This window comes from Haloplanus natans DSM 17983, from assembly GCF_000427685.1.
Taxonomy (GTDB): domain Archaea; phylum Halobacteriota; class Halobacteria; order Halobacteriales; family Haloferacaceae; genus Haloplanus; species Haloplanus natans.
This window is the reverse complement of sequence record NZ_KE386573.1, coordinates 2,492,216-2,511,145: the sequence shown is the minus strand read 5'-3', so window position 1 is coordinate 2,511,145 and position 18,930 is coordinate 2,492,216. Positions and strand designations below refer to the sequence as shown.

The following is an 18,930-nucleotide window of genomic DNA, read 5'->3' as shown; positions in this document are numbered from 1 at the left end:
CCCGAGATTATTTGTAATCCCGCCGCCAAGCGTGGGTTCGTGTCTTCCAAGCGTACCGTCTTGCACGTGGACGACGACCCGGCCATGCTCGACGTGTCGAGCGATTGGGCCGACGTCCGCGACGAACTCGACTGGCTGACAGCCTCCGACCCGCAAACCGGATTGGAGATGCTGTCGACTCACGACGTCGACTGTCTCGTCAGCGATTCGTTCCGGGCTGCCGACGGTGAGCCGTTCGTCACGCGCGTGGCGACCACGTTCCCCGATCTGCCGGTCGTGCTGTTCACCTCCACGACCTACGACGCCCTCGACCCCGTCCTCCGTGACTCGCGGACGGAGTACGTCCGGAAAGGGTCGGCCGAGCCGTTCGACGACCTGTTCGACCGAGTGCTGACCGTCACCGTCGACTCGTCGTCGGTCGTCGAACCGGCGCCCCGCGTAGCGACCCGCAACGACGGCGATACCGATGCCGGACAGTGGGTCCCTATCGGCCGCTACCGCCGGGCCGAGGCCGACGATCTGGCGACGGTCATCGTCACCGCCGTCGAGGCGTACACCGGCCGGGACGCCACGGAGTTCCCGCCGCTGTACGAGTCCATCGATGCCGACGCGCTGTCGTTGCTCGTCCATCGCGCCGACGGGCGAAAGCGGGACGCGGTTCAGGTTCGCTTCGTCTACGCCGACTGCGAACTCGCCGTCACCGGCGACGGCGTCGTCCTCGTCCGGGATTAGTCGCCCGCCGCCGTCGGCCGCTCCGCCGCCCGCAGTTCGTCGAACGAGCGCACGCGGTAGTCGCCGAGTACACAGCGGCCGCGCCGGTAGGGGTCGTGGCGTTCGACGTGGACGCCGTCGAGGCCGGCGTTCCACGCCGCGCCGATGTCGTTCGGTCCGTCGCCGGCGAGGACGCCGTCGGCGTCCGTATCGACGGTCAGGTCGGACATGGCGAGATACACCGGCGCGGGGTCGGGCTTCCAGCCCACGTCGTGGGTACAGGAGACGACCGTATCGAACCAGTCGCGGATGTCCAGGTGGTCGAGCACCGGATCGACCAGATACTCCTGGCAGTGAGTGACCAGGCCGACGGGGCGGTCGAGGTCGGCGACGAAGTCGGCGTCGTCGTGGAGGTAGGTTGCCGCGGCGCGGGCTTCGGGATCTTCGGCCTCGTGGAGGGCGGCCCAGAACGTCTCGGGGTCGATACCCCACTCGCGTAGCTGTGGGGTGCGCTCCCCCGACAGCCCGTGCCAGAGGACCTCGACCTCGCGATCGGAGAAGGTTCGACCGAGTCGGTCGCCGACGCGGTCGAACACCGCGTCCGCGTAGTCCGGGTCAACGTCGACGAGGGTTCCGTCGAGGTCGAACAGCCAGAAGTCGTAGGCGTGTGCGACCATTCGGTATCAGGTACGCGCGGCGCGGACAAGTGTTTTCCGCCCCCGGCCGACTATCCGTCCACCCGAATCGAACTGCCGAGGTGGGTGTGTAGCACCGATGTCGGCGGGTCGTCGAACTCGTCGACTGTTTCGATTTCGTCCCGCAGCGCGTCGAGCGATCCCTCGTCGATCCGTAACTCGCTGAACGTCACCGACTCGACCGGGACGCCGAGCCAGTCCTCGGCCAGCGACCGCAGGTGCGCCCCGTCGTTCACCTCGCCGCGCCACAGTTCGTCTCGGAAGAACAGCCATCCTTCCGTCCCCGGGTCGGCCGCGGGTTTCGTGACGACCGTCTCGAAGCGCTCGGGGTCGGCAGTCACGCCTGCGGTGTGGAGGCGAAACGTCACCCGGAAGACGTACGCGGCGGTCATCGGCGTTCGTCGTCGAACAGGTTCGCCAGCCGCACGTCCGTATCGGTGATCCCGCCCGCTTCGTGGCTCGTCAGCCGGACTTCGACCTCGTCGTAGCGGATGCGGATTTCGGGGTGGTGGAACTCCTCGTCGGCGACTTCGCCGACGCGGGTGGCGAAGGTGACGCCGTCGAGGTAGTCGTCGAACTGGTAGACACGGACGATTTCGTCGCCGTCGCGCTCCCAGCCGTCGGGAAGCTGTCGCTCGATCTCGTCGTCGTCGAGTCTGTTGGGCATGCCCGAACGATCGGTCGCCCGGAGAATAACGGTTGGGGCCTTATACGGTTTAGTGTAAGTCATTACCGGTGGGTCGCCGACCAGTCCTGGCGACCCACCGGTAAACAGTTACACTAAACCGTATTACTCGTCGCCGAGTTTGTCGAGGACGTGCTGTGGGATGCCGTCGGCGTCGTCGGGCGCCTCGCGGGGTCGTTCGGCCGTCGGCGGCGCCGACTTCTCGCCGCCGAACTCGGGGTCGAACAGACCGAGCGCGGTCTGAATCGTCGTCCAGTCGTCCTCCGCGGCGGCGTCGCGGAGGCTCTTGGTCGGCGCCGCGAGCAACTGCCCGACGAGCGCGTCGGCCAGCGACGCCACCGTCTCCCGCTGTTCGTCGGTCAACTCGCCCTGTGACTCCAGCCGGGAGATGGCCGTCCGGAGTTCCCGTTCCTTGACCATCTCGGCGCTCTCGTACATCGCGCTGATGGCCGTGTCGGCCTGCCGGCGCTTGAACGAGTCGAGTAGCCGGTCGAGTTCCTCGTCGATCATCCGTTCGACCGCGTCGGCCGCGTCGCGCCGTTGGGCCCGCGTCCGGTCGGTGATGGCCTCCAGCGAGTCGATGTCGTAGGTGTCGACCCCGTCGAGGTCGGCCACTCTCGGATCGACATCCCGGGGCTGAGCGAGGTCGATGACGAGCGTCCGCCCGGCGTCGGCGAGTGTCGTCCGGTCGACGATCGGATCGGGACTGTTGGTGGCCGTGACGAGCACGTCCGCCCGTTCGGCGGCGGCGGGGATGACGTCGAGGGGAACGCCACGCGCCGTCGTCTCCACCTCGTCCGCGAGATGGGTGGCGTGGGGAACCGTCCGGTTGGCGACGACGAGCGTCGAGACGCCCGTGTCGTCGAACGCCTGCGCGGCGATGCGTCCCATCTCGCCCGCGCCGACGACGAGTGCCGTCGCGTCCGCCAGGTCACACTCCTGGTCGGCGAGTTCGACCGCGGCGCTCCCCAGCGACACCACGCCCTCGTTGATCCCCGTCTCCGTCCGTGCGCGCTCGCCGACGTGCAGCGCCTTCGTTAGCGCCGGGTCGAGGACGCCGCCGACGCCGCCGGCGCCCCGCGCCGTCTCGAACGCCCGGCGGAACTGGCCGATGATCTGATCCTCGCCGAGGACGAGTGATTCGAGGCCCGCCGCGACACACATCAGATGGCGGAGGCTGGCCTCGTGATCCATCTCGTGGACCGCCCCGTCCCGAACCTCGGGGGCGAAGTCGGCGAGCGCTGCCCGCCCGTCGGCGACCGACTCCGTGACGACGTATGCCTCCGCCCGGTTACAGGTCTGGAGGGCGAACGCCTCGTCGACCCCCTCGCGAGTCAGCAGGTCGCGGACGGCCGTCTCCTCGTCCGCCGCGCCGGCCGACTCGATTTCGTCGACGGTCGCCCGCTGGTGGGAGACCGTTACTCCGTTGATGACACCCGTCGTCACAGTTGATCACCCGATGACACGTCTGTTACGTTCCTCGGGACATCTCGCCTTTCGTCCCTGTTCCACCTAAACCCTTCCAATGTCGCCGCCACCCCGTTGCCGGGGGCGTCCGGCGGACCCTGTGGGCCCCGTTCATACCTGCACTCTTGGGTGCGGGGTCTTAAACGTCCCGTCGTCTTTCGCCCGTTGAAAACCCCCGTCACGGCGCGTGTTATCCGTCGACGGTCATTTCGTCGTCCGCGTCGAGGACGACGCTCGTCACGTCGTATCCGCGGTCCCGGATCGCCGAAACGAGGGCGTCCTGATCGAGGTCGGCCTCGTAGTAGAACACGATGTCGAAGGTCCCCTCCCGAAGGAGCTGCTGACACTCCCAGACGAACGCGTCGTCCTCGACGGTCCGCCCCTGGAACTGGTTCGAGGAGAAGTTCGGATCGTCGTTGCCGGCGTGGATGTACGCCTCGCCCGTGTCCGCGTGGGCAGCGATGACCTCGTTGAGTTCGACCGTCAGTTCGTGCATTTCGAGGTCCTCCCGTCCCGAGAGGTCGGTGTGGACGATGGCGCCCGCGAGATCGATGTCGCCGGGTTCGAGCAGCGCCTTCGTCCGCCGGTAGAGGTCGGCATCGAGTACGTCGGAGTCGCTCATACCCCCGTATCCGCGGAGCGTCGGTTTACGGATGACGGTTTCGGCCGCTCTCACCGAAACCGTTGAGCCAGCGTAACGCCAAAGCGGGACGTGAAAATGTCATTCGAAACATCAGTAGGTGCCGAGACGGCCGACCACCTCGTCCGCGCCGCGCGAACGACCCTCGGTGATTCGCTCCGCAGCGTCGTCTACTTCACCCCGTCGGCGTTCGACGTCCTGTACACCCGACGGGACCTCTACGAGACGGCCGAGCGGACGGCCGAAGCGAAGTCGCAACTGGTCGATTTCGAGCGAACCGGGTTCGCCGAGATACCGGTTCGGACGGCCCTCGCTGGCGACGCGGGCGGCTCCGACATCGGTCCCTACGAGTTCACCGTCCGCGTTCACGCCGACGGGTTCGTCGCCCGTGTCATCCGGGGCGACGCCGGCGTCCTCGTCACCACCGACGACATGGACGTCACCGCCTTCGAGGAGGCGGCGACCGCTGTCGGACGCCTCCTGCAGGAGGCGTGAGCGCGTCGTCACCCCAACTGCTCGTCCAGAATCAGTCGCGTCTTCGTGTTCTGCACCTCGTCCAAATCCCGCGCTTTGGTGATGAGGTCGTTCACCGCGCCGGTGTCGGCGGCGTCGACGACCATGACGATGTCCGCCTCGCCCGAGACCTGCCAGACGAAGTCGACCTCGCTCCACTCGGCCATCCGCGCCGACACGTCGGTGGTGTCCACGTCGACGGCGACGGACACCTCGATCATCGCCTTGACGTTCCCGGTGCGTGTCGCCACCGTGAAGCGCTCGATGGTCCCCTCGTCGACGAGTCGCTCGACGCGGTTACGGACCGTCCCCTCCGACGTGCCGACGCGGTCCGCGATCTCCGTATACGGCGTGCGTGAATCCCGCCGGAGGATGCTCAGAATCCGTCGGTCCAGGTCGTCCATACCCCGAGTACCGCCGGAAGCGACTTACCGATTACGAAATTCGTAACCTCACTTCGAAAGGAAGGCTTAATGGCCGCGGATGACTGTGTTTCTCGTAATGTCGGACGCCTACCTAGCCCTAGAAGACGGCCGTGTCGTCGAGGCACGCGGTCGTGTTCCGGGTCGGACGCGTGGCGAACTGGTCTTTACGACCGCGTACACCGGATACGAAGAGAGTCTGACCGACCCCTCCTACGAGGAGCAGGTCCTCACCTTCTCGTACCCCCTCATCGGCAACTACGGCGTCCGATCCGAGCGATTCGAGTCCGATCGCATTCACCCCCGCGCCGCCATCGCCCGCGAGTTCACCGAGGACGTCGTCGAGTGGCTGCACGAGGAGGCCGTTCCCGCCATCGACCACCTCGACACCCGTGACCTCGTCACCGCCATCCGCGAGGAGGGCGCGATGAAGTGTGGCATCGCCGTCGGCCCCGACGCCACGCCCGACGACGCCAGGGCCGAACTCGCCGAATGCAAGGGCATGAGCGAGCACACCGACATCGGCGCGCAGGTGAGCGTCGACGAGCCAACCCTCTACGAGGGCGGTTCGGCCGCCACGGTCGCTCTGATCGACTGTGGCGCCAAGGGCTCCATCGTCGACTCCCTGCTGGAACGGGACGCGACGGTTCACGTCCTGCCCTACGACGCGACGGCCGAGGACGTGGCGGCCGTCGACCCCGACATCCTCTTCATCTCGAACGGCCCCGGCGACCCCGAGAACTTCGAGGACGCGGAGGCGCTCGTCGACACGTACGTCGGTGACCTCCCCGTCGCCGGCATCTGTCTGGGCCAGCAGGTCGTCGCCAACGCCCTCGGCGGCAGCACGGAGAAGATGGCCTTCGGCCACCGCGGCGTCAACCAACCTGTCCGCGACCTGGAGTCCGGGCGGGTCGTCATGACCACCCAGAATCACGGCTACACCGTTGGCGAACCCGGCGACCGACTGGAGGTGACGCAGGTGAACGTCAACGACGGAACCGCCGAAGGGCTGGAAAACGAGGATCTTGGCGTCATCACCCGCCAGTACCACCCCGAGGCCAACCCCGGTCCGCACGACTCGCTCGACTTCTTTGACGACGTGCTCGATCTGGTGTCGACGGACACCACCGTCGCCACGTCGGACTAGGCGTCCGCTTCCGTCGCCGTCCCCCGTCCGACCTCCACGAGCAACGCGATCACCGGCAGGACGACGACGGCCCCGGCGACGAACGGCGACCAGTAGACGGCCGCGTACAGCGCCGCCGCGGCCGGCGGGCCGACGGTCCGACCGAGGCTCCCCGCTCCCTGTGTCACGCCGAAGGCGGTGCCCTGCCGGTCCGCACCCGAACTCGCCGACACCAGCGCCGCCAGCGACGGGTTCAGGAGGCCGTTGCCGAACGAGAGGAGTCCGAGGACGGCCAGCAACGCGACCAGTTCGGGCGTGAGCCACGGCGGGCCGGCGAGGGGCGGCAGCACGCCCCCGAGCGCCGGGGCGAACGGCAGCGCCGCGAGGGCGACACACAGAATCGTCGCGCCCGCGACGGCGAGGCGTCCGGAGCCGAATCGGTCCGCGAGGTGCCCGACGAGGACGCCCTGATTCACCGCGCCGAGAACGCCGACGTAGGTGAGCAACAGGGCGGCGGCCGAGGCGTCGAACCCGTACGCATCCGCGTCGGCGACGAAGGGGATGAACATGACCTGAACGCCCGCGAAGGCGACGGAGACGAGAAAAAAGGCGAGGACGAGGCCGCGGAGCGCGGGGTCACGGAGCGCGGCCGCGAAGTCGTCGACGAGCGTCGACCGCGCGCCCGTCACCCGGTGTCGCGCGGGTTCCTTTAGCGTGACGAGGGCGACGACGAGGGCGACGAGGCTCATCGCCGCCGCGCCGAACGCGGGCAGCGAAAAGGGCGTCGCGGGGAGCGGCACCGGCAGTCCGGACGCGGCGCGCACCGCCGTCTCGCTCGCCAGTGCGCCGCCGATGGCCGGGCCGAAAATGAAGCCGAGGCTGAACGAGGCGCCGACGAGGCCGAGCGCCCCCGCCCGCTTCTCGGGCGGCGTCACGTCCGCGACGTACGCCTGCGCGGCGGCGATGTTGCCCCCCATAGCGCCGGCGAGGGCGCGAGCCAGAAAGAGGACGGCCACGCCGGCGGCCGCCCCCGCGACATCGCCCACCAGGTCGCCGAGGCCGAACACCGTCCACGCGACGGCGCTCCCCGCGAGCGACAGGACGAGAACCGGCCGGCGACCCCAGCGGTCCGAGGCGCGACCCAGCGTCGGAGCGGCGAGAAACTGCGTCAGCGAGTACGTCGCCGCCAGCAAGCCGATGAACACGTCGCCGACGCCGAAGCTCCGAACGTAGTACGGAAGGATGGGGATGACGATGCCGAAGCCCACGAGATCCAGAAAGACGACGAACACGACCGTCGCGACGGCACGAGGAGGGCGCTCGACCGTCGCCGTCGCGCCGGCGGGGCGGACCATACCCCTACGCGGCGGGCTAGCCGCCTAATCCTTGTGTTGAACTCCACTCCGTCCGCTTCGACCCTTCGGCAGGTTTTTGACCCGACTCGCGCAACTCCGGGGCATGATTACGGTCAGGGCTCCCGCCACGAGTGCGAACCTCGGTAGCGGGTTCGACGTGTTCGGTGCGGCCCTCGACCGACCGGCTGATATCGTCCGCGTCGAGAAGGCCGATCGGACGACCATCGAGGTGACGGGCTACGGGGCCGAGTTCATTCCGGAAGATCCCGAGTCGAACACCGTCGGCGCGGTCGCCGAAGCACTGGACGCGCCGGCGCACATCCGCATCGACAAGGGTATCCGCCCATCCTCGGGACTCGGCTCCTCCGGCGCCAGCGCGGCCGCCGCCGCCCTCGCGCTCAACGAACTCTACGACCGCGGCCTCTCGCGACGCGACCTCGTCCCCATCGCGGGCAAAGGCGAGGCGACCGTCTCCGGCGAGGTCCACCTCGACAACGTCGCGCCCGCGCTCCTGGGTGGGTTCACCATCGCCACCGGCCGGGACGTGACGGTCGTCGACGCCGACATCCCGCTGGTGGCCTGCCTCCCCGAAATCGTCGTCTCGACGCGCGACGCCCGCGACGTGGTGCCCGCGGGCGCGACGATGGAGCAACTGGTCAACACCGTCGGCCGCGCGGCCACGCTGACGACCGGGATGTGTCGCGACGACCCGGACCTCGTGGGGAGGGGGATGCACGACCGCCTCGTCACGCCCGCCCGCGCCGACCTCATCTCGGGCTACGCCGAGGTTCGCGAGGCGGCGCTCTCGGCGGGGGCGACGGGCGTCACCGTCAGCGGCGCCGGCCCGGGGGTCGTCGCTGCCTGTCACTCCGAGGATCGTCGGCCCATCGCCGCCGCGATGGTGGACGCGTTCATGGACGCCGGCGTCGACGCCCGCGCCTACCAGACGCGGATCGGTCGCGGCGCGACGTTGTATACGGAATGATCGGTCGACGCCCGTCGCCGTCCGATTCTCACGATCTGGACTCGTTCGCAGGGCCTATATCTCTCAGCTGTGGAGGGTCGAGAACGGATGGCTGATGCCGACACCCGAACGACCGCGACGAGCCAGCCGCCGAACCAGGCGTGGTTCGAACGCGCCGTCGAGGCGGCCGGCCACGCTATCTTCATCACCGACGCCGACGGCCGGATCGTCTACGTGAACCCGGCGTTCGAGTCCATCACCGGCTACGACGCCGCCGACGCCATCGGCCGGACACCGAACCTGCTCAACGCCGACCACCACGACCAGTCGTACTTCTGCCGACTCTGGACGACCATCCGCGCCGGCGAGGTCTGGCGGGAGGAGATCGTGAACCGCCGGGCCGACGGCGAGCGATACGTCGCCGAGCAGACCATCGCCCCGATCACCGACGAGGACGGCACCATCACCCACTTCGTCTCGATTCAGACGGACGTGACCGAGCGACAGGAACACGAACTCGCGCTCGAACGGAGCCGTGACCTGTTGGCGCGGACGGAGGAGGCGGCCGACGTGGGGGGGTGGGAGCTCGCTCTCGACACGGAGACGCTCCGGTGGACGCCCGGCACTCGCCGGATTCACGGGGTCGAGCCGGCGTACGAGCCCTCGATCGAGGAGGCGATCGAGTTCTACCACCCCACCGATCGCCGAACGGTTCGGACGTTCGTCGAGCGCGCCCTCGAGTGGGAGCTTCCCTACGACGTGGAGGCCCGCCTCGTCACGGCGGACGGCTCGACCCGGTTCGTCCGGACGACGGGGCAGCCGGTCGTGGTCGACGGGGCGACCCTCCTGCGCGGGACCATCCAGGACGTCACCGAGCAGACGGCTCGCCGCCAGCAACTGATGGTGTTCAACCGCGTCCTCCGTCACAACCTGCGAAACGGTCTCAACGTGGTTGCCGGGCGGGCCGATGGGCTCCTGACGACGCTCGATGCCGACGGCGACCTTCCGGCCGACCTGGCCCGGACCGATCTCGACGCGATCGTATCGGCGGCCGAGGAGTTGCTCGACGTCGCCGAACGGGCGCGCCGGTTCGACAACCTCTACCGGCGGATTCGGGACAGCCAGCCCGTCGAGATCCGGCCGTTGCTCGACGCTATCGTGGCGGAGTACCGTGACGCCGCTCCCAGGGCGACGATCCGCGTCGAGGACGCGGCGCCGGTCGTCCTCGTCAACCGACGGGGCGTCCGGGTCGCCGTCGAGGAACTCGTCGACAACGCCATCGAGCATTCGAGCGACGGCGCCCCGACCGTGACGGTTCGCGTCCGGGAACGAGCGGACGGCTCGCTCGAAATCGCCGTCGCCGACCGTGGCAACGGCATCCCCGAGATGGAACGCGAGGTGATCGCCGAGGGAGAGGAGCGGCCACTGAAACACGGGAGCGGCCTCGGCCTGTGGCTCGTGAAGTGGCTCGTGACGGCGATGGGCGGCACGGTCGAAATAACTGACAACGAGCCCTCGGGGGCGGTCGTCTCGCTCGTCTTCCCGGCGGCGCGGTGGATCCCGGGCGACGCCGACACGTCGGAACGGTGAGCGGTCGGGCGGCGTCGATCAGACGCCGCGACCCTGCAACTTCTCCTCTTCGGCCATATCGGCGTTGGACTGGCCCGTCATCCCCTTGCCGACGTTCGTCGCGATGTCGGCGAGGCGGTCGGGGTCGTCCCAGTTGTTGACCGCCTCGACGATGGCGGTTCCCATCGCCTCGGGGTTCTCGGCGCCGAAGATGCCGGAGCCGACGAAGATACCGTCACAGCCGTGATGCATCATGAGCGCCGCGTCCGCGGGCGTCGCGATGCCGCCGGCGGCGAAGTTAACGACTGGAAGACGGCCCATATCGGCCGTCTCGTGGGCCAGATCACGCGGCGCGCCGTGTTCGCGGGCCCATCGCTCACGTTCCTCGTAGGCCATGCCGTCGAGTTCGCGGATCGACCCTTTGATCGCGCGCTGGTGGGTCACCGCCTGGTTCACGTCGCCGGTGCCCGCCTCGCCTTTGGTGCGGATCATCGCCGCGCCCTCGTCGATGCGGCGGAGCGCCTCGCCGAGGTTTCGGGCGCCACAGACGAACGGCGCGGTGAACTCCCGCTTGTCGATGTGGTAGTCGTCGTCGGCGGGGGTGAGCACCTCGCTCTCGTCGATCATGTCGGCGCCTTTGGCCTGGAGAATCTCGGCTTCCTTCCGGTGGCCGATGCGTGCTTTCCCCATCACCGGAATCGACACCTCGTCGAGAATTTCGGTGAGCGCCGCGGGGTCGGCCATCCGTGCCACGCCGCCGCGCTTGCGGATGTCGGCCGGCACGGCTTCGAGACTCATCACCGCCACCGCGCCGCAGTCTTCGGCGATGCGGGCCTGTTCGGCGTTGACCACGTCCATGATGACGCCGCCTTTCTGCATCCGCGCGAAGCCGCGCTTTACCAACTCCGTACCGCGACGAAGCTCTTCGAGGTCGGTCATATCTATCGTTACGGTGGGATCGACTTAAGCACGGGCTTTCGGTAGATGTTGCCGTCCGCCACCACCGTCACCGATTTACCGGGCCGCTCCCTCGGGTCGACAATGAGTTCCGGGTCGGAATCCGAGTCCGCGCTCCGACGCCTCGTCACCCTCGTCGACGGGACTGGCCTCCCCGCGCCCGACTCGCTCCCACGGTGGCTCGCTCCCCTCCCCAGATCCGTCGAGAACCTCGGCCTCTCGCTCGCGTGGGCCGTCGTCGGGGTCAACCTCGTCGGCACCGCCTTCGGCTTCTGGTACTACCGCTTCCAGTTCGCGGCCGAACCAGTCGCAATCTGGCCGCTCGTCCCGGACAGTCCCGTCGCCACGCTGTTTATTGCGCTGTCGCTCGCTCTCTGGAAACTGGGCCGCTCGAACGACATCGTGAACGCGCTGGCCTTCTTCGGCTGCTGGAAACTCGGATTCTGGACGCCCTTCGTCCTCGTCGCATTCGCCGACGGCTTCCTCGCGACCACGCCGGTGCCCATGTACGCCTTCCTCCTCGGGAGTCATCTGATGATGGTCGTCGAGGCGTTCCTGATCCACCGCTACAGCGACTTCCCCGTCGGCGCCGTCGCCGTCGCCGTCGCGTGGTACGGTCTGAACGATCTGGTCGACTACTTCGTGCCCGTTCTCGGCACGCCCCACCACACCCTCCTCCCCGGCCAGCGAATCGTCGACGGGGCGATCACCCACCTCTCGCCGACCCACGAACTCGCCGCCGCTTTCGCCGTCGTCCTGACGCTCACCGCCACCTTCCTGACGCTCGCGACGCGAGTGAAGAAACTGGAATCCGGTGCCGGCCGCCGCGAGTAGCCGCGTCAGGCGACCCGTCGACGCTGGGTCACCCAGCGTACCTGGCGCACCGTTATTTCGCTGGCGCCCGTTCCGACGGTATGGCTCTCTACGACGCCCTCGCCGACCTCCCGCTTCGGATCGACCGCGAATCGCGCACCCGCCACGAACGTGACACCTCCAGCGGGTTCGTCCGTGCGACGACCGTCTTCGAACTCCACGGCGACGGGACGGTTGGCCGCGGGGAGGACGTGACCTACGACACCGAAGATCACGACGCCCTCGCCGAACTCGACGCGCTCGTCCCGACCGGCGAGTTCACCTTCGACGAGTTCTCGGCCGCCCTCGACGACGTGGCGCTCTTCCCGACGAAAGAGCCGGGACAGCCCTCGGCGCACCACTACCGACGCTGGGGGATCGAGAGCGCGGCACTCGACCTCGCGCTCCGGCAGGCCGACACCGACTTCGCGTCGGCGCTGGGCCGGGAGCGCGACCCCCTGAATTTCGTCGTCAGCACCCGCCTCGGCGACCCGCCGACGATCGATCGGGTGGCGGCGATCCTCGATCACCATCCCGACCTCGGCCTGAAACTCGACCCGACGAGCGACTGGGACGCCGACCTCGTCGCCGCCCTCGCCGACACCGGCGCCGTCCGCCTCCTCGACCTGAAGGGCCACTACGTCGGGACGACGGTGGATCAGCCGCCCGACCCCGCCCTCTACGAGCGGGTGATCGAGGGGTTCCCGGACGCGGTGATCGAGGACCCCGCGGTGACCGACGAGACGCGCGAAATCGTCGAATCGGCGCGCGAGCGTGTCTCCTGGGACGCCCCGATCACGGGCGCCGAGAGCGTGCGTGACCGCCCGTTCGAGCCACAGTGGCTCAACATCAAGCCCTCGCGTTTCGGGACCGTCGAATCCGTGTTGGAGACGATCGAGTACGCTCGGGAGCACGATATGGCGCTGTACGGCGGCGGCCAGTTCGAACTCGGTGTGGGTCGTGACCACATCCAGACGCTCGCGGCGACGTTCTACCCCGACGCGCCGAACGACGTGGCGCCCGGCGGCTACAACCTCCCCACCCTTCCCGACGACCTGCCGGGGAGTCCGCTGGTGCCGAGCGACGACGCCCGCGGGCTGACGTTTTAACGCGCTACTCGCGCACCGGCACGTCCTCCCGGTCGGCGTGGGCGCGCACCCAGAGTTCGCCGATGCGGGAGAGCCGCGTCCGGTAGGACTTGCCGTGTTCTTCCTGCTCGATGTACCCCTTGCCGCCGGGACCCAGGCGGTCGACGTTGTAGATAACTTTCGACCGGAAGCTGTCGGTGTACTCCTCGCCGAGTTCGGCCGCGAGCGCCTCCGCGAGTTCCGACACCGACTCGAACTCGCCGTGTTCGCCGAGTTCGAACAGGATCACCTCCTCGAAGGGTTTGACGTTCGAGAAGGAGGCGACCGGGAGTTCGACGATGTGGTTGTCGCCGATTCGCTTGGCGCCGATGGTGGTGCCGCGCTCGTCGAACTCGTCGAGCAGTTCGGTCGTCCCGTCGAGGCGCTCGGTGATCCGCTCGTCCTCCACCGCCCCGTCCTCGAGGAGGGCCGCCAACAGGTCGCGGTTCGCGCGCAACTCCTCCGCGAGCTCCGTCTCCAGATACTTCTCCGGGGCGGTGTAGTAGGTGTGGATGCGGTCACGGTCGGCCTGCCGTTCGAGCGTGATGGAGTGGGCGGCGGTGGCGAAGGCGAAACTCACTGGCCGGGGCATCGAACTCACGTTGACCCACACCTCGCCGTCCGGCGCGCCGGCGTCCAACTCGTCGTTGATGAGGTCGTACGCATCCTCGAAGGCGGCGTCGTAGTCGTATACGTCCGCGATGACGACACGGCACGTCTCGGCGCCGAGCAGGTTGCGGAAGTCCTGCTCCAGTTTGGCCGAGATGTTCCGCGAGTACTCGACGTTGGCCTCGCTTCCCACGGCGCCTTCGAGCAGGATCACCCGATCCACGTCGAACTGGTCGCGGATCAGCGGCGCGATCAGCCGGTCGTAGTCGAACCCGACCGGAACGATGTGGGTCTGCATATGCGGTACGTGGGGCGGGTGTTTATATAAAGTACCAGTCTTCCGACCGTTGTTATTCCGGCACGGTCACCGCGTCCCCGACCGATATCGCCCGGCCCCGCGACGCCTCGGGCACCCGCGAGATGAGCATCACGGTGTAGAGATGCTCGAACGCGTCCCGATCCGCCCACTCGGGGAACGTCGCTTCGCGGCGCTCGACGAATCGCTGCCGGAACTCGGGGAACGGGTCCCCCGTCTCCGGATCGCGACTGGGGACGACACACCGGGCACAGGGCTCGTCGCCCTCGAACCGGACGGCGTCCTCCCCGACGGCGAACCCGGGGACGTCGGTTCCCACGAACCGATCCTCCCAGAACGCGGGGACGCCGCCGACTTCGACGTTGGCCCGGAGGCGCCGCCGGGCGCCGTCGACGGTCATGTCGTCGAACCAGGACGCGACTTCCTCCAGGGTGGCCGTGCTGATCACCGAGGGGCCGGCGTCGGGCCGGTCGACGAACGACGGCGGTTCGCGCCGGCGCAGGTCGACCGGGTCGTCGATGAAGTCGCCGAGCCAGACACCCGCGTCGGCGCGCCCCTCGTCGGTCGAGAGATCGAACGACCGTCGCTCGCCGCCGTCTTTCGGTTCGACGGTCAGGGTGTGTGTCCCGGCGTCGAACGCCGTCCGCACGTCGTGGAGGCGGTCGGTCTGCTTGCCGTTGTACGCGAGAGTCAGCATATCCTCACCCGTCTCGATGCGACCTGCGTCGGGGTCGCACATGGCGTACTCCCGGTCGCCCGCGGCCGTACCGGCGTCGCTGATCCCGATCGTCTCCACCTCGACCCCGTCGAGCCCTTTGACGGGAAACACCTGCAGTCGCTCGATGTGTGCCATTACCTGCCTTTCGACAGTCGCTCACATAACCGTTGGTGCGAACGCGGACCCCGATCGGTACGACAGGTATTTTACGCGCGCCCGAAAAGTATATAGGCGTACATGGGTCGCCCCGTAGACCCGTCATCACCATCATCACCCCTACGAGGGGATCATCAATGGACGACACAGCGAAATACCTCATTCACGCATCTATCGCGGCCGACGGCGTCGTGGAACGAAGCGACGTGGTCGGTGCCGTCTTCGGGCAGACCGAAGGACTGCTCGGGGACGAACTCGATCTTCGGGACCTCCAGCAGTCCTCGAAGGTCGGCCGAATAGACGTACAGATCGACAGCGAGAACGGACAGTCGTTCGGTCGCATCACCATCGCCAGCAGCCTCGACAAGGTCGAGACGGCCATCCTCGCCGCCTCACTGGAGACCATCGACCGCGTCGGCCCCTGTCAGGCCTCCGTCGAAGTGACGAACATCGAAGACGTGCGCGAAGCCAAGCGCAGGCAGGTGATCGACCGCGCCAAGGAACTGCTCGCGGGGTCGTTCGACGAGAGCGTCATGGACTCCTCCAAGATCCTAGAGGAAGTGCGCGAGAGCGTCCGAATCGAGGATATAACGGAGTTCGACGGTCTCCCCGCGGGGCCGCGCGTCGCCGACTCCGACGCCATCATCGTCGTCGAGGGCCGCGCCGACGTGCTCACGCTCCTCCAGTACGGCATCAAAAACGCCGTGGGCGTCGAAGGGACGAACGTCCCCGACGCCATCTCGAATCTCTCCGCGGAGCGGACCGTCACCGCCTTTCTCGACGGCGACCGTGGCGGTGAACTGATCCTGCGCGAACTCGCGCAGGTCGGCGACGTGGACTACGTCGTCTTCGCGCCCGAGGGCCGGTCGGTCGAGGACCTCGAACGACACGAGGTCATGTCCGCACTCCGGGATAAGACGCCGTACGGCGACCTCTTCGACGACTCGGCCGAACCGGACCTGGATTCGGAGTCGACGCCGGCGCCGGAGTCGACCGAGACGGAGACGGACGAGCGGTCGAGCGAGGCTATCGCGGCCACCGCCACCGTTCCCGTCGGCGACGCGGCGGACGCCACGGCGGCCGCCGAGACGGAGGCTCCGGACGCTGACGCCGACGCCGACGGCACCACGTCCGCGGACCGGAACGGCGCCGCCGACGAAGCCCCGTCGACGCTCCGGGAACACGTCCGCGCCGTCATCGACGATGAGACGGCGTCCGCGCGGCTCCTCGATGCCGATTTCGAGGTCATCGAGACGGTGCCGGCGGGCGAGGCGTTCGACGCCCTGGCCGACGCGGAGACGGCCCCCTACGCGCTCGTCCTCGACGGCCAGTTGACCCAGCGTGTCCTCGACGTGGCGGCCCAGCGCGGCATCGAACAGATCGTCTCGCGCTCGTCGGGCGAGATGGTGAAGACGCCGGTCGACGTTCGCGTCCGGACCGTCGATCAGTTCGCGACTGCCGACTAGTCGCGTCGGTACCGCACCGCGTCGCCGTCGTCGAAGAAGTCGGGAACGCGCCCCTCTTTCTCGAAGCCACACGCCCGGTAACACGACCGCGCCGCCTCGTTGTCGGGCGCGACGGTGACTGTCAGCGCCGCGTCGGGACCTGCCCGCGCCGCACACGCGTCGAGTAGCGCCCGCGCTCGCCCCTCTCTTCGGTGGTCGGGGGCGACGACCAGTTCCGCGACGTAGACAGCCTCGCCGGGGACGGCGAGGAGGTACGCGACGGGCGTGTCCGCGTCGGCCGTCGACACCAGCGCCGTCGCCGGCGTCATCGCGCCGTCGTCGAGGGCGCTCTCGAGGAGGTCGGGACTCGGTTCGGGCAGGACCGACTGGAGTCGGGCGAGCGTCGGGGCGTCAGCCGGCGTCGCGGCGCGAATCACAACAGGAGGAGCGCGAGCGCCGCGCTGACGACGGCCCCGGCGAGCGTCCCGAAGAAGTTGACGGTCTGGTTGCCGACGCGGCCGCCCTCCAGTGTCGCGCCGAGGACGCTGTCGACGGTCATGCCGGCGATGCCGCCGCCGACGATGGCGAGGGCGGCGAGTCGCGGCGCCTCGAACGTGAAGATGGTGACGGAGACGGCGGCGACGATGCCGGCGCCGACGACGCCGATGACGTAGCCCTGCCACGTGACCCCGCCGTCGGTGCCGGGGTCGACGTGTTCGAGCGTCGTGATGAGGCGTGGACGGTCGAAGAGGACGCCGATTTCGCTGGAGAGCGTATCGCTCATCGCGGCGGCGAGCGAGCCGGTAAACGCAAACCGGAAAAGCGCCGGATCGACGCCCATACCCGTACTGGCGGCGAAGCCGATGACGGCAACGAGGGCAACGGCGGCGTTCCCTAGGACGTTCCCGCTGCCACGGGCGCCCTCGTTGTCCTCGGCGACGCCGCGTTCGCTCTTTTCCTCGTACCGATACTTCGCGGAGAGGCCGCCGATGCCGAAGAAGGCGATGAGGACGGCGAACCAGCCGACGCCGCCGAAGACGATGGTGAGCAGGCCCAGGAGGACGCCGGTCACCATCCCCGGCACCGACGCGGTGCCGGTCCGGTAGGAGACGTAGCCGAGGGCGACGGTCAGGAAGAGCGCGACGCTCACCTCCACCACCCCGGATTCGACGCCGATGGTGTCGAACAGCCACAGCAGGAGGCCGGTCGAGAGCATCACGATTGGGTCGTCGCGCTCGTAGAGCATCGACCGCAGGAGCGCGGCGACGAGGGCGCCAGCGGCGGCGAGGAAGACGACGGCCGCCGGCGACGGGACGGCGCCGAGGTTCCACCCGACGACCACCTGACCGATCAGCGCGGCGAGGAAGGCCGCGAGGCTGAAGCCGGCGACCGATCGACCGGGATCGCTCCACAGTCGCTCGACGGCGCGTGCGCCGACGTTGCCGTAGGCGACGACGAAAACCGCCGCGACGAAGACGGTCGTCGGCATCGACTCTCGGGGGGCGGTCGCGAGGACGGCGAGCCCTGTCGCGGCGAGTGCGAACCCGGCGAGGCCGTTGAGTCGGCCGTCGCGCCGGTCCTGTGGCCGGGCGAAGAGTTCGAACACCGGCCCCTCGTCGACGACGAACGCGGCGAGGAGCGCCACGATGGCGAAGGGGGCGGCGGCCGCCCGCCCGAGTTCCGGGGCGGCGAGCGCGAGCGTCCCGACCGCCGCGAACCCTCCGGCCCGACGAAGGGTGGACGTCACACCCTCCGCTACCTCGGACGGCCACTTAACGGTCCCGACACGGCCCGCTCACGTCACCGAGTTGGCCGAATCCGTGGGCTTTTGCACCCGCGTCACCTGCCCTCACCGTGGGCCTGTACGATCGGTATCTCGCGCTCAGACAGCGCTTCCACGCCGCCGACCCGCCGGCACACGTCGCCCTCGTTCTCACCGAGCGGGACCTGCTGGAACAGGGGGCGTACGACCGCCTCGAACGCGTCCTCGGCTGGGCCTTCGACTACGGCGCCGAGCGCGCCACCGTCTCGGTGAGCGTCCTCGACGAGGCCGTGGTGCCGACGCTGGAACGGGAGCTTCGGACCATCGACGCCCCCCGACCCGTCGCCGTCCGCGCCCCCGACGACACCGAGCCCGTCGACGCCCCCGTGCAGGTCAACGTCGGCCTGGGCGGCAAAGGGGAGTTCGCCGCCGCCGTCCGCTCGCTCGCCGAGGAGGTCGAGGCCGGCGACCTCGACCCCGCGGACGTGGACGAGGCGGACGTGGAACGCCGACTGGTCTTTCCCGACGAACCCGATCTGTTGATCAAAACCGGCGCCGAACGACTCTCCGATTTCATGATCTGGCAGTCCGTCTACTCCGAACTCTACTTCACCGACGTGAACTGGCGGGACGTGCGCAAGCGCGATTATCTGCGGGCCGTGCTGGACTACCAGAACCGTCAGCGGCGATTTGGTCGCTAGCCGGAACGCCGGCGGACGAACGGGAGTGATGTCCCTCGGAAGTTGGGACGCCGACGCCGCTCTCGGGCCGTCCCCGTCGCCGGCCCGCTGGCAAGCCGCTCGGAGTGACGCCGCTCCCGTCCCGGCGAATCGGCGGCACA

The 18,930-nt window shown here is 68.6% G+C and carries 21 protein-coding genes; 9 read left to right on the top strand and 12 right to left on the bottom strand.

The annotated features are described in order from the left end of the window. The first annotated feature begins 66 nt into the window (after positions 1 to 66). Positions 67 to 732: a HalOD1 output domain-containing protein gene (locus HALNA_RS15030; RefSeq protein ID WP_049937149.1), complete on the top strand. Its 666-nt coding sequence runs from the start codon at positions 67 to 69 to the stop codon at positions 730 to 732. On the opposite strand, the gene HALNA_RS15025 is transcribed toward HALNA_RS15030, so the two are convergent. From HALNA_RS15025 to HALNA_RS15005, 5 genes are all read right to left on the bottom strand, one after another. After that, the gene (locus HALNA_RS15025; protein WP_049937148.1) at positions 729 to 1,388 is read right to left on the bottom strand and encodes an HAD family hydrolase; all 660 of its coding nucleotides are present in this window, start codon (positions 1,386 to 1,388) and stop codon (positions 729 to 731) included. The two genes, HALNA_RS15030 and HALNA_RS15025, sit on opposite strands and share 4 nt — an antisense overlap. A gap of 50 nt (positions 1,389 to 1,438) precedes the next feature. After that, entirely contained in the window at positions 1,439 to 1,798 is a 360-nt protein-coding gene (lwrS, locus tag HALNA_RS15020) for an LWR-salt protein (RefSeq protein ID WP_049937147.1), read from the bottom strand. Next, positions 1,795 to 2,073 (bottom strand): 4a-hydroxytetrahydrobiopterin dehydratase, encoded by a 279-nt coding sequence (locus tag HALNA_RS15015; RefSeq protein ID WP_049937146.1) that lies wholly within the window; start codon positions 2,071 to 2,073, stop codon positions 1,795 to 1,797. The genes lwrS and HALNA_RS15015 overlap by 4 nt, the downstream gene beginning before the upstream one ends. Positions 2,074 to 2,196: 123 nt before the next feature. Further along, positions 2,197 to 3,537 carry a glutamyl-tRNA reductase gene (gene hemA / locus HALNA_RS15010; RefSeq protein ID WP_049937145.1) on the bottom strand — a complete coding sequence of 447 codons (1,341 nt, stop codon included), beginning with the start codon at positions 3,535 to 3,537 and terminating at the stop codon, positions 2,197 to 2,199. A gap of 211 nt (positions 3,538 to 3,748) precedes the next feature. Then, positions 3,749 to 4,180, bottom strand: a complete 432-nt coding sequence (locus HALNA_RS15005) for a DUF5778 family protein (protein ID WP_049937144.1) — start codon at positions 4,178 to 4,180, stop codon at positions 3,749 to 3,751. 96 nt (positions 4,181 to 4,276) lie between these two features. Between HALNA_RS15005 and HALNA_RS15000 the strand changes: the two genes are divergently transcribed. After that, positions 4,277 to 4,693 (top strand): DUF7522 family protein, encoded by a 417-nt coding sequence (locus HALNA_RS15000; RefSeq protein WP_049937143.1) that lies wholly within the window; start codon positions 4,277 to 4,279, stop codon positions 4,691 to 4,693. 8 nt (positions 4,694 to 4,701) lie between these two features. On the opposite strand, the gene HALNA_RS14995 is transcribed toward HALNA_RS15000, so the two are convergent. Further along, a complete protein-coding gene (locus tag HALNA_RS14995) occupies positions 4,702 to 5,115 on the bottom strand; it encodes an Lrp/AsnC family transcriptional regulator (protein WP_049937142.1) in 414 nt (137 codons plus the stop codon). Positions 5,116 to 5,212: 97 nt separating this feature from the next. On the opposite strand from HALNA_RS14995, the gene carA reads away from it, so the two are divergent. Next, positions 5,213 to 6,280 (top strand): glutamine-hydrolyzing carbamoyl-phosphate synthase small subunit, encoded by a 1,068-nt coding sequence (gene carA / locus HALNA_RS14990; RefSeq protein ID WP_049937141.1) that lies wholly within the window; start codon positions 5,213 to 5,215, stop codon positions 6,278 to 6,280. Here carA and HALNA_RS14985 read toward each other — a convergent pair. Further along, the gene (locus HALNA_RS14985) at positions 6,277 to 7,614 is read right to left on the bottom strand and encodes an MFS transporter (protein WP_049937140.1); all 1,338 of its coding nucleotides are present in this window, start codon (positions 7,612 to 7,614) and stop codon (positions 6,277 to 6,279) included. The genes carA and HALNA_RS14985 overlap by 4 nt on opposite strands. 103 nt (positions 7,615 to 7,717) lie before the next feature. On the opposite strand from HALNA_RS14985, the gene HALNA_RS14980 reads away from it, so the two are divergent. Beyond that, positions 7,718 to 8,599 (top strand): homoserine kinase, encoded by an 882-nt coding sequence (locus tag HALNA_RS14980; RefSeq protein WP_049937139.1) that lies wholly within the window; start codon positions 7,718 to 7,720, stop codon positions 8,597 to 8,599. Between the two features lie 87 nt (positions 8,600 to 8,686). Continuing rightward, on the top strand, positions 8,687 to 10,168 hold the full coding sequence (locus HALNA_RS14975; RefSeq protein ID WP_049937138.1) for a PAS domain-containing sensor histidine kinase: 1,482 nt from the start codon (positions 8,687 to 8,689) through the stop codon (positions 10,166 to 10,168). 18 nt (positions 10,169 to 10,186) lie between these two features. On the opposite strand, the gene pdxS is transcribed toward HALNA_RS14975, so the two are convergent. Then, on the bottom strand, positions 10,187 to 11,086 hold the full coding sequence (gene pdxS, locus HALNA_RS14970) for a pyridoxal 5'-phosphate synthase lyase subunit PdxS (protein ID WP_049937136.1): 900 nt from the start codon (positions 11,084 to 11,086) through the stop codon (positions 10,187 to 10,189). A gap of 102 nt (positions 11,087 to 11,188) precedes the next feature. Between pdxS and HALNA_RS14965 the strand changes: the two genes are divergently transcribed. Together HALNA_RS14965 and HALNA_RS14960 are read left to right on the top strand one after the other, a co-directional pair. Then, positions 11,189 to 11,938 carry a DUF1405 domain-containing protein gene (locus HALNA_RS14965; RefSeq protein WP_049937135.1) on the top strand — a complete coding sequence of 250 codons (750 nt, stop codon included), beginning with the start codon at positions 11,189 to 11,191 and terminating at the stop codon, positions 11,936 to 11,938. An 80-nt stretch (positions 11,939 to 12,018) separates the two neighbouring features. Further along, positions 12,019 to 13,065, top strand: coding sequence for an enolase (locus tag HALNA_RS14960; protein WP_049937134.1), 1,047 nt, complete (start codon positions 12,019 to 12,021; stop codon positions 13,063 to 13,065). A gap of 4 nt (positions 13,066 to 13,069) precedes the next feature. Here the strand turns inward: HALNA_RS14960 and HALNA_RS14955 are convergent, their stop codons facing one another. Together HALNA_RS14955 and HALNA_RS14950 are read right to left on the bottom strand one after the other, a co-directional pair. Then, positions 13,070 to 13,990 carry an HFX_2341 family transcriptional regulator gene (locus HALNA_RS14955; protein ID WP_049937133.1) on the bottom strand — a complete coding sequence of 307 codons (921 nt, stop codon included), beginning with the start codon at positions 13,988 to 13,990 and terminating at the stop codon, positions 13,070 to 13,072. A gap of 52 nt (positions 13,991 to 14,042) precedes the next feature. Beyond that, positions 14,043 to 14,861: an MOSC domain-containing protein gene (locus HALNA_RS14950; protein WP_049937132.1), complete on the bottom strand. Its 819-nt coding sequence runs from the start codon at positions 14,859 to 14,861 to the stop codon at positions 14,043 to 14,045. 158 nt (positions 14,862 to 15,019) lie between these two features. Here HALNA_RS14950 and dnaG point away from each other — a divergent pair, with 158 nt between their 5' ends. After that, entirely contained in the window at positions 15,020 to 16,348 is a 1,329-nt protein-coding gene (dnaG, locus tag HALNA_RS14945; protein ID WP_049937131.1) for a DNA primase DnaG, read from the top strand. Here the strand turns inward: dnaG and HALNA_RS14940 are convergent. Both HALNA_RS14940 and HALNA_RS14935 read right to left on the bottom strand, forming a co-directional pair. Then, a complete protein-coding gene (locus HALNA_RS14940; RefSeq protein WP_157573554.1) occupies positions 16,345 to 16,764 on the bottom strand; it encodes a GNAT family N-acetyltransferase in 420 nt (139 codons plus the stop codon). The genes dnaG and HALNA_RS14940 overlap by 4 nt on opposite strands. Then, on the bottom strand, positions 16,761 to 18,074 hold the full coding sequence (locus tag HALNA_RS14935; protein ID WP_049937130.1) for a DUF92 domain-containing protein: 1,314 nt from the start codon (positions 18,072 to 18,074) through the stop codon (positions 16,761 to 16,763). The genes HALNA_RS14940 and HALNA_RS14935 overlap by 4 nt, the downstream gene beginning before the upstream one ends. Positions 18,075 to 18,181: 107 nt before the next feature. On the opposite strand from HALNA_RS14935, the gene HALNA_RS14930 reads away from it, so the two are divergent. Beyond that, on the top strand, positions 18,182 to 18,790 hold the full coding sequence (locus HALNA_RS14930; RefSeq protein WP_049937129.1) for an undecaprenyl diphosphate synthase family protein: 609 nt from the start codon (positions 18,182 to 18,184) through the stop codon (positions 18,788 to 18,790). Positions 18,791 to 18,930: the final 140 nt, after the last annotated feature.

Bases quoted from the DNA above. Each gene is read 5' to 3' on its own strand.
- HALNA_RS14975 (WP_049937138.1), top strand. From the start codon at position 8,687: ATGGCTGATGCCGACACCCGAACGACCGCGACGAGCCAGCCGCCGAAC.
- HALNA_RS14985 (WP_049937140.1), bottom strand. From the start codon at position 7,614: ATGGTCCGCCCCGCCGGCGCGACGGCGACGGTCGAGCGCCCTCCTCGT.
- HALNA_RS15015 (WP_049937146.1), bottom strand. From the start codon at position 2,073: ATGCCCAACAGACTCGACGACGACGAGATCGAGCGACAGCTTCCCGAC.
- HALNA_RS14995 (WP_049937142.1), bottom strand. From the start codon at position 5,115: ATGGACGACCTGGACCGACGGATTCTGAGCATCCTCCGGCGGGATTCA.
- HALNA_RS14950 (WP_049937132.1), bottom strand. From the start codon at position 14,861: ATGGCACACATCGAGCGACTGCAGGTGTTTCCCGTCAAAGGGCTCGAC.
- dnaG (WP_049937131.1), top strand. From the start codon at position 15,020: ATGGACGACACAGCGAAATACCTCATTCACGCATCTATCGCGGCCGAC.
- lwrS (WP_049937147.1), bottom strand. From the start codon at position 1,798: ATGACCGCCGCGTACGTCTTCCGGGTGACGTTTCGCCTCCACACCGCA.
- pdxS (WP_049937136.1), bottom strand. From the start codon at position 11,086: ATGACCGACCTCGAAGAGCTTCGTCGCGGTACGGAGTTGGTAAAGCGC.
- HALNA_RS15025 (WP_049937148.1), bottom strand. From the start codon at position 1,388: ATGGTCGCACACGCCTACGACTTCTGGCTGTTCGACCTCGACGGAACC.
- HALNA_RS14955 (WP_049937133.1), bottom strand. From the start codon at position 13,990: ATGCAGACCCACATCGTTCCGGTCGGGTTCGACTACGACCGGCTGATC.
- HALNA_RS14960 (WP_049937134.1), top strand. From the start codon at position 12,019: ATGGCTCTCTACGACGCCCTCGCCGACCTCCCGCTTCGGATCGACCGC.
- HALNA_RS14980 (WP_049937139.1), top strand. From the start codon at position 7,718: ATGATTACGGTCAGGGCTCCCGCCACGAGTGCGAACCTCGGTAGCGGG.
- HALNA_RS15005 (WP_049937144.1), bottom strand. From the start codon at position 4,180: ATGAGCGACTCCGACGTACTCGATGCCGACCTCTACCGGCGGACGAAG.
- carA (WP_049937141.1), top strand. From the start codon at position 5,213: ATGTCGGACGCCTACCTAGCCCTAGAAGACGGCCGTGTCGTCGAGGCA.
- HALNA_RS14965 (WP_049937135.1), top strand. From the start codon at position 11,189: ATGAGTTCCGGGTCGGAATCCGAGTCCGCGCTCCGACGCCTCGTCACC.
- HALNA_RS15000 (WP_049937143.1), top strand. From the start codon at position 4,277: ATGTCATTCGAAACATCAGTAGGTGCCGAGACGGCCGACCACCTCGTC.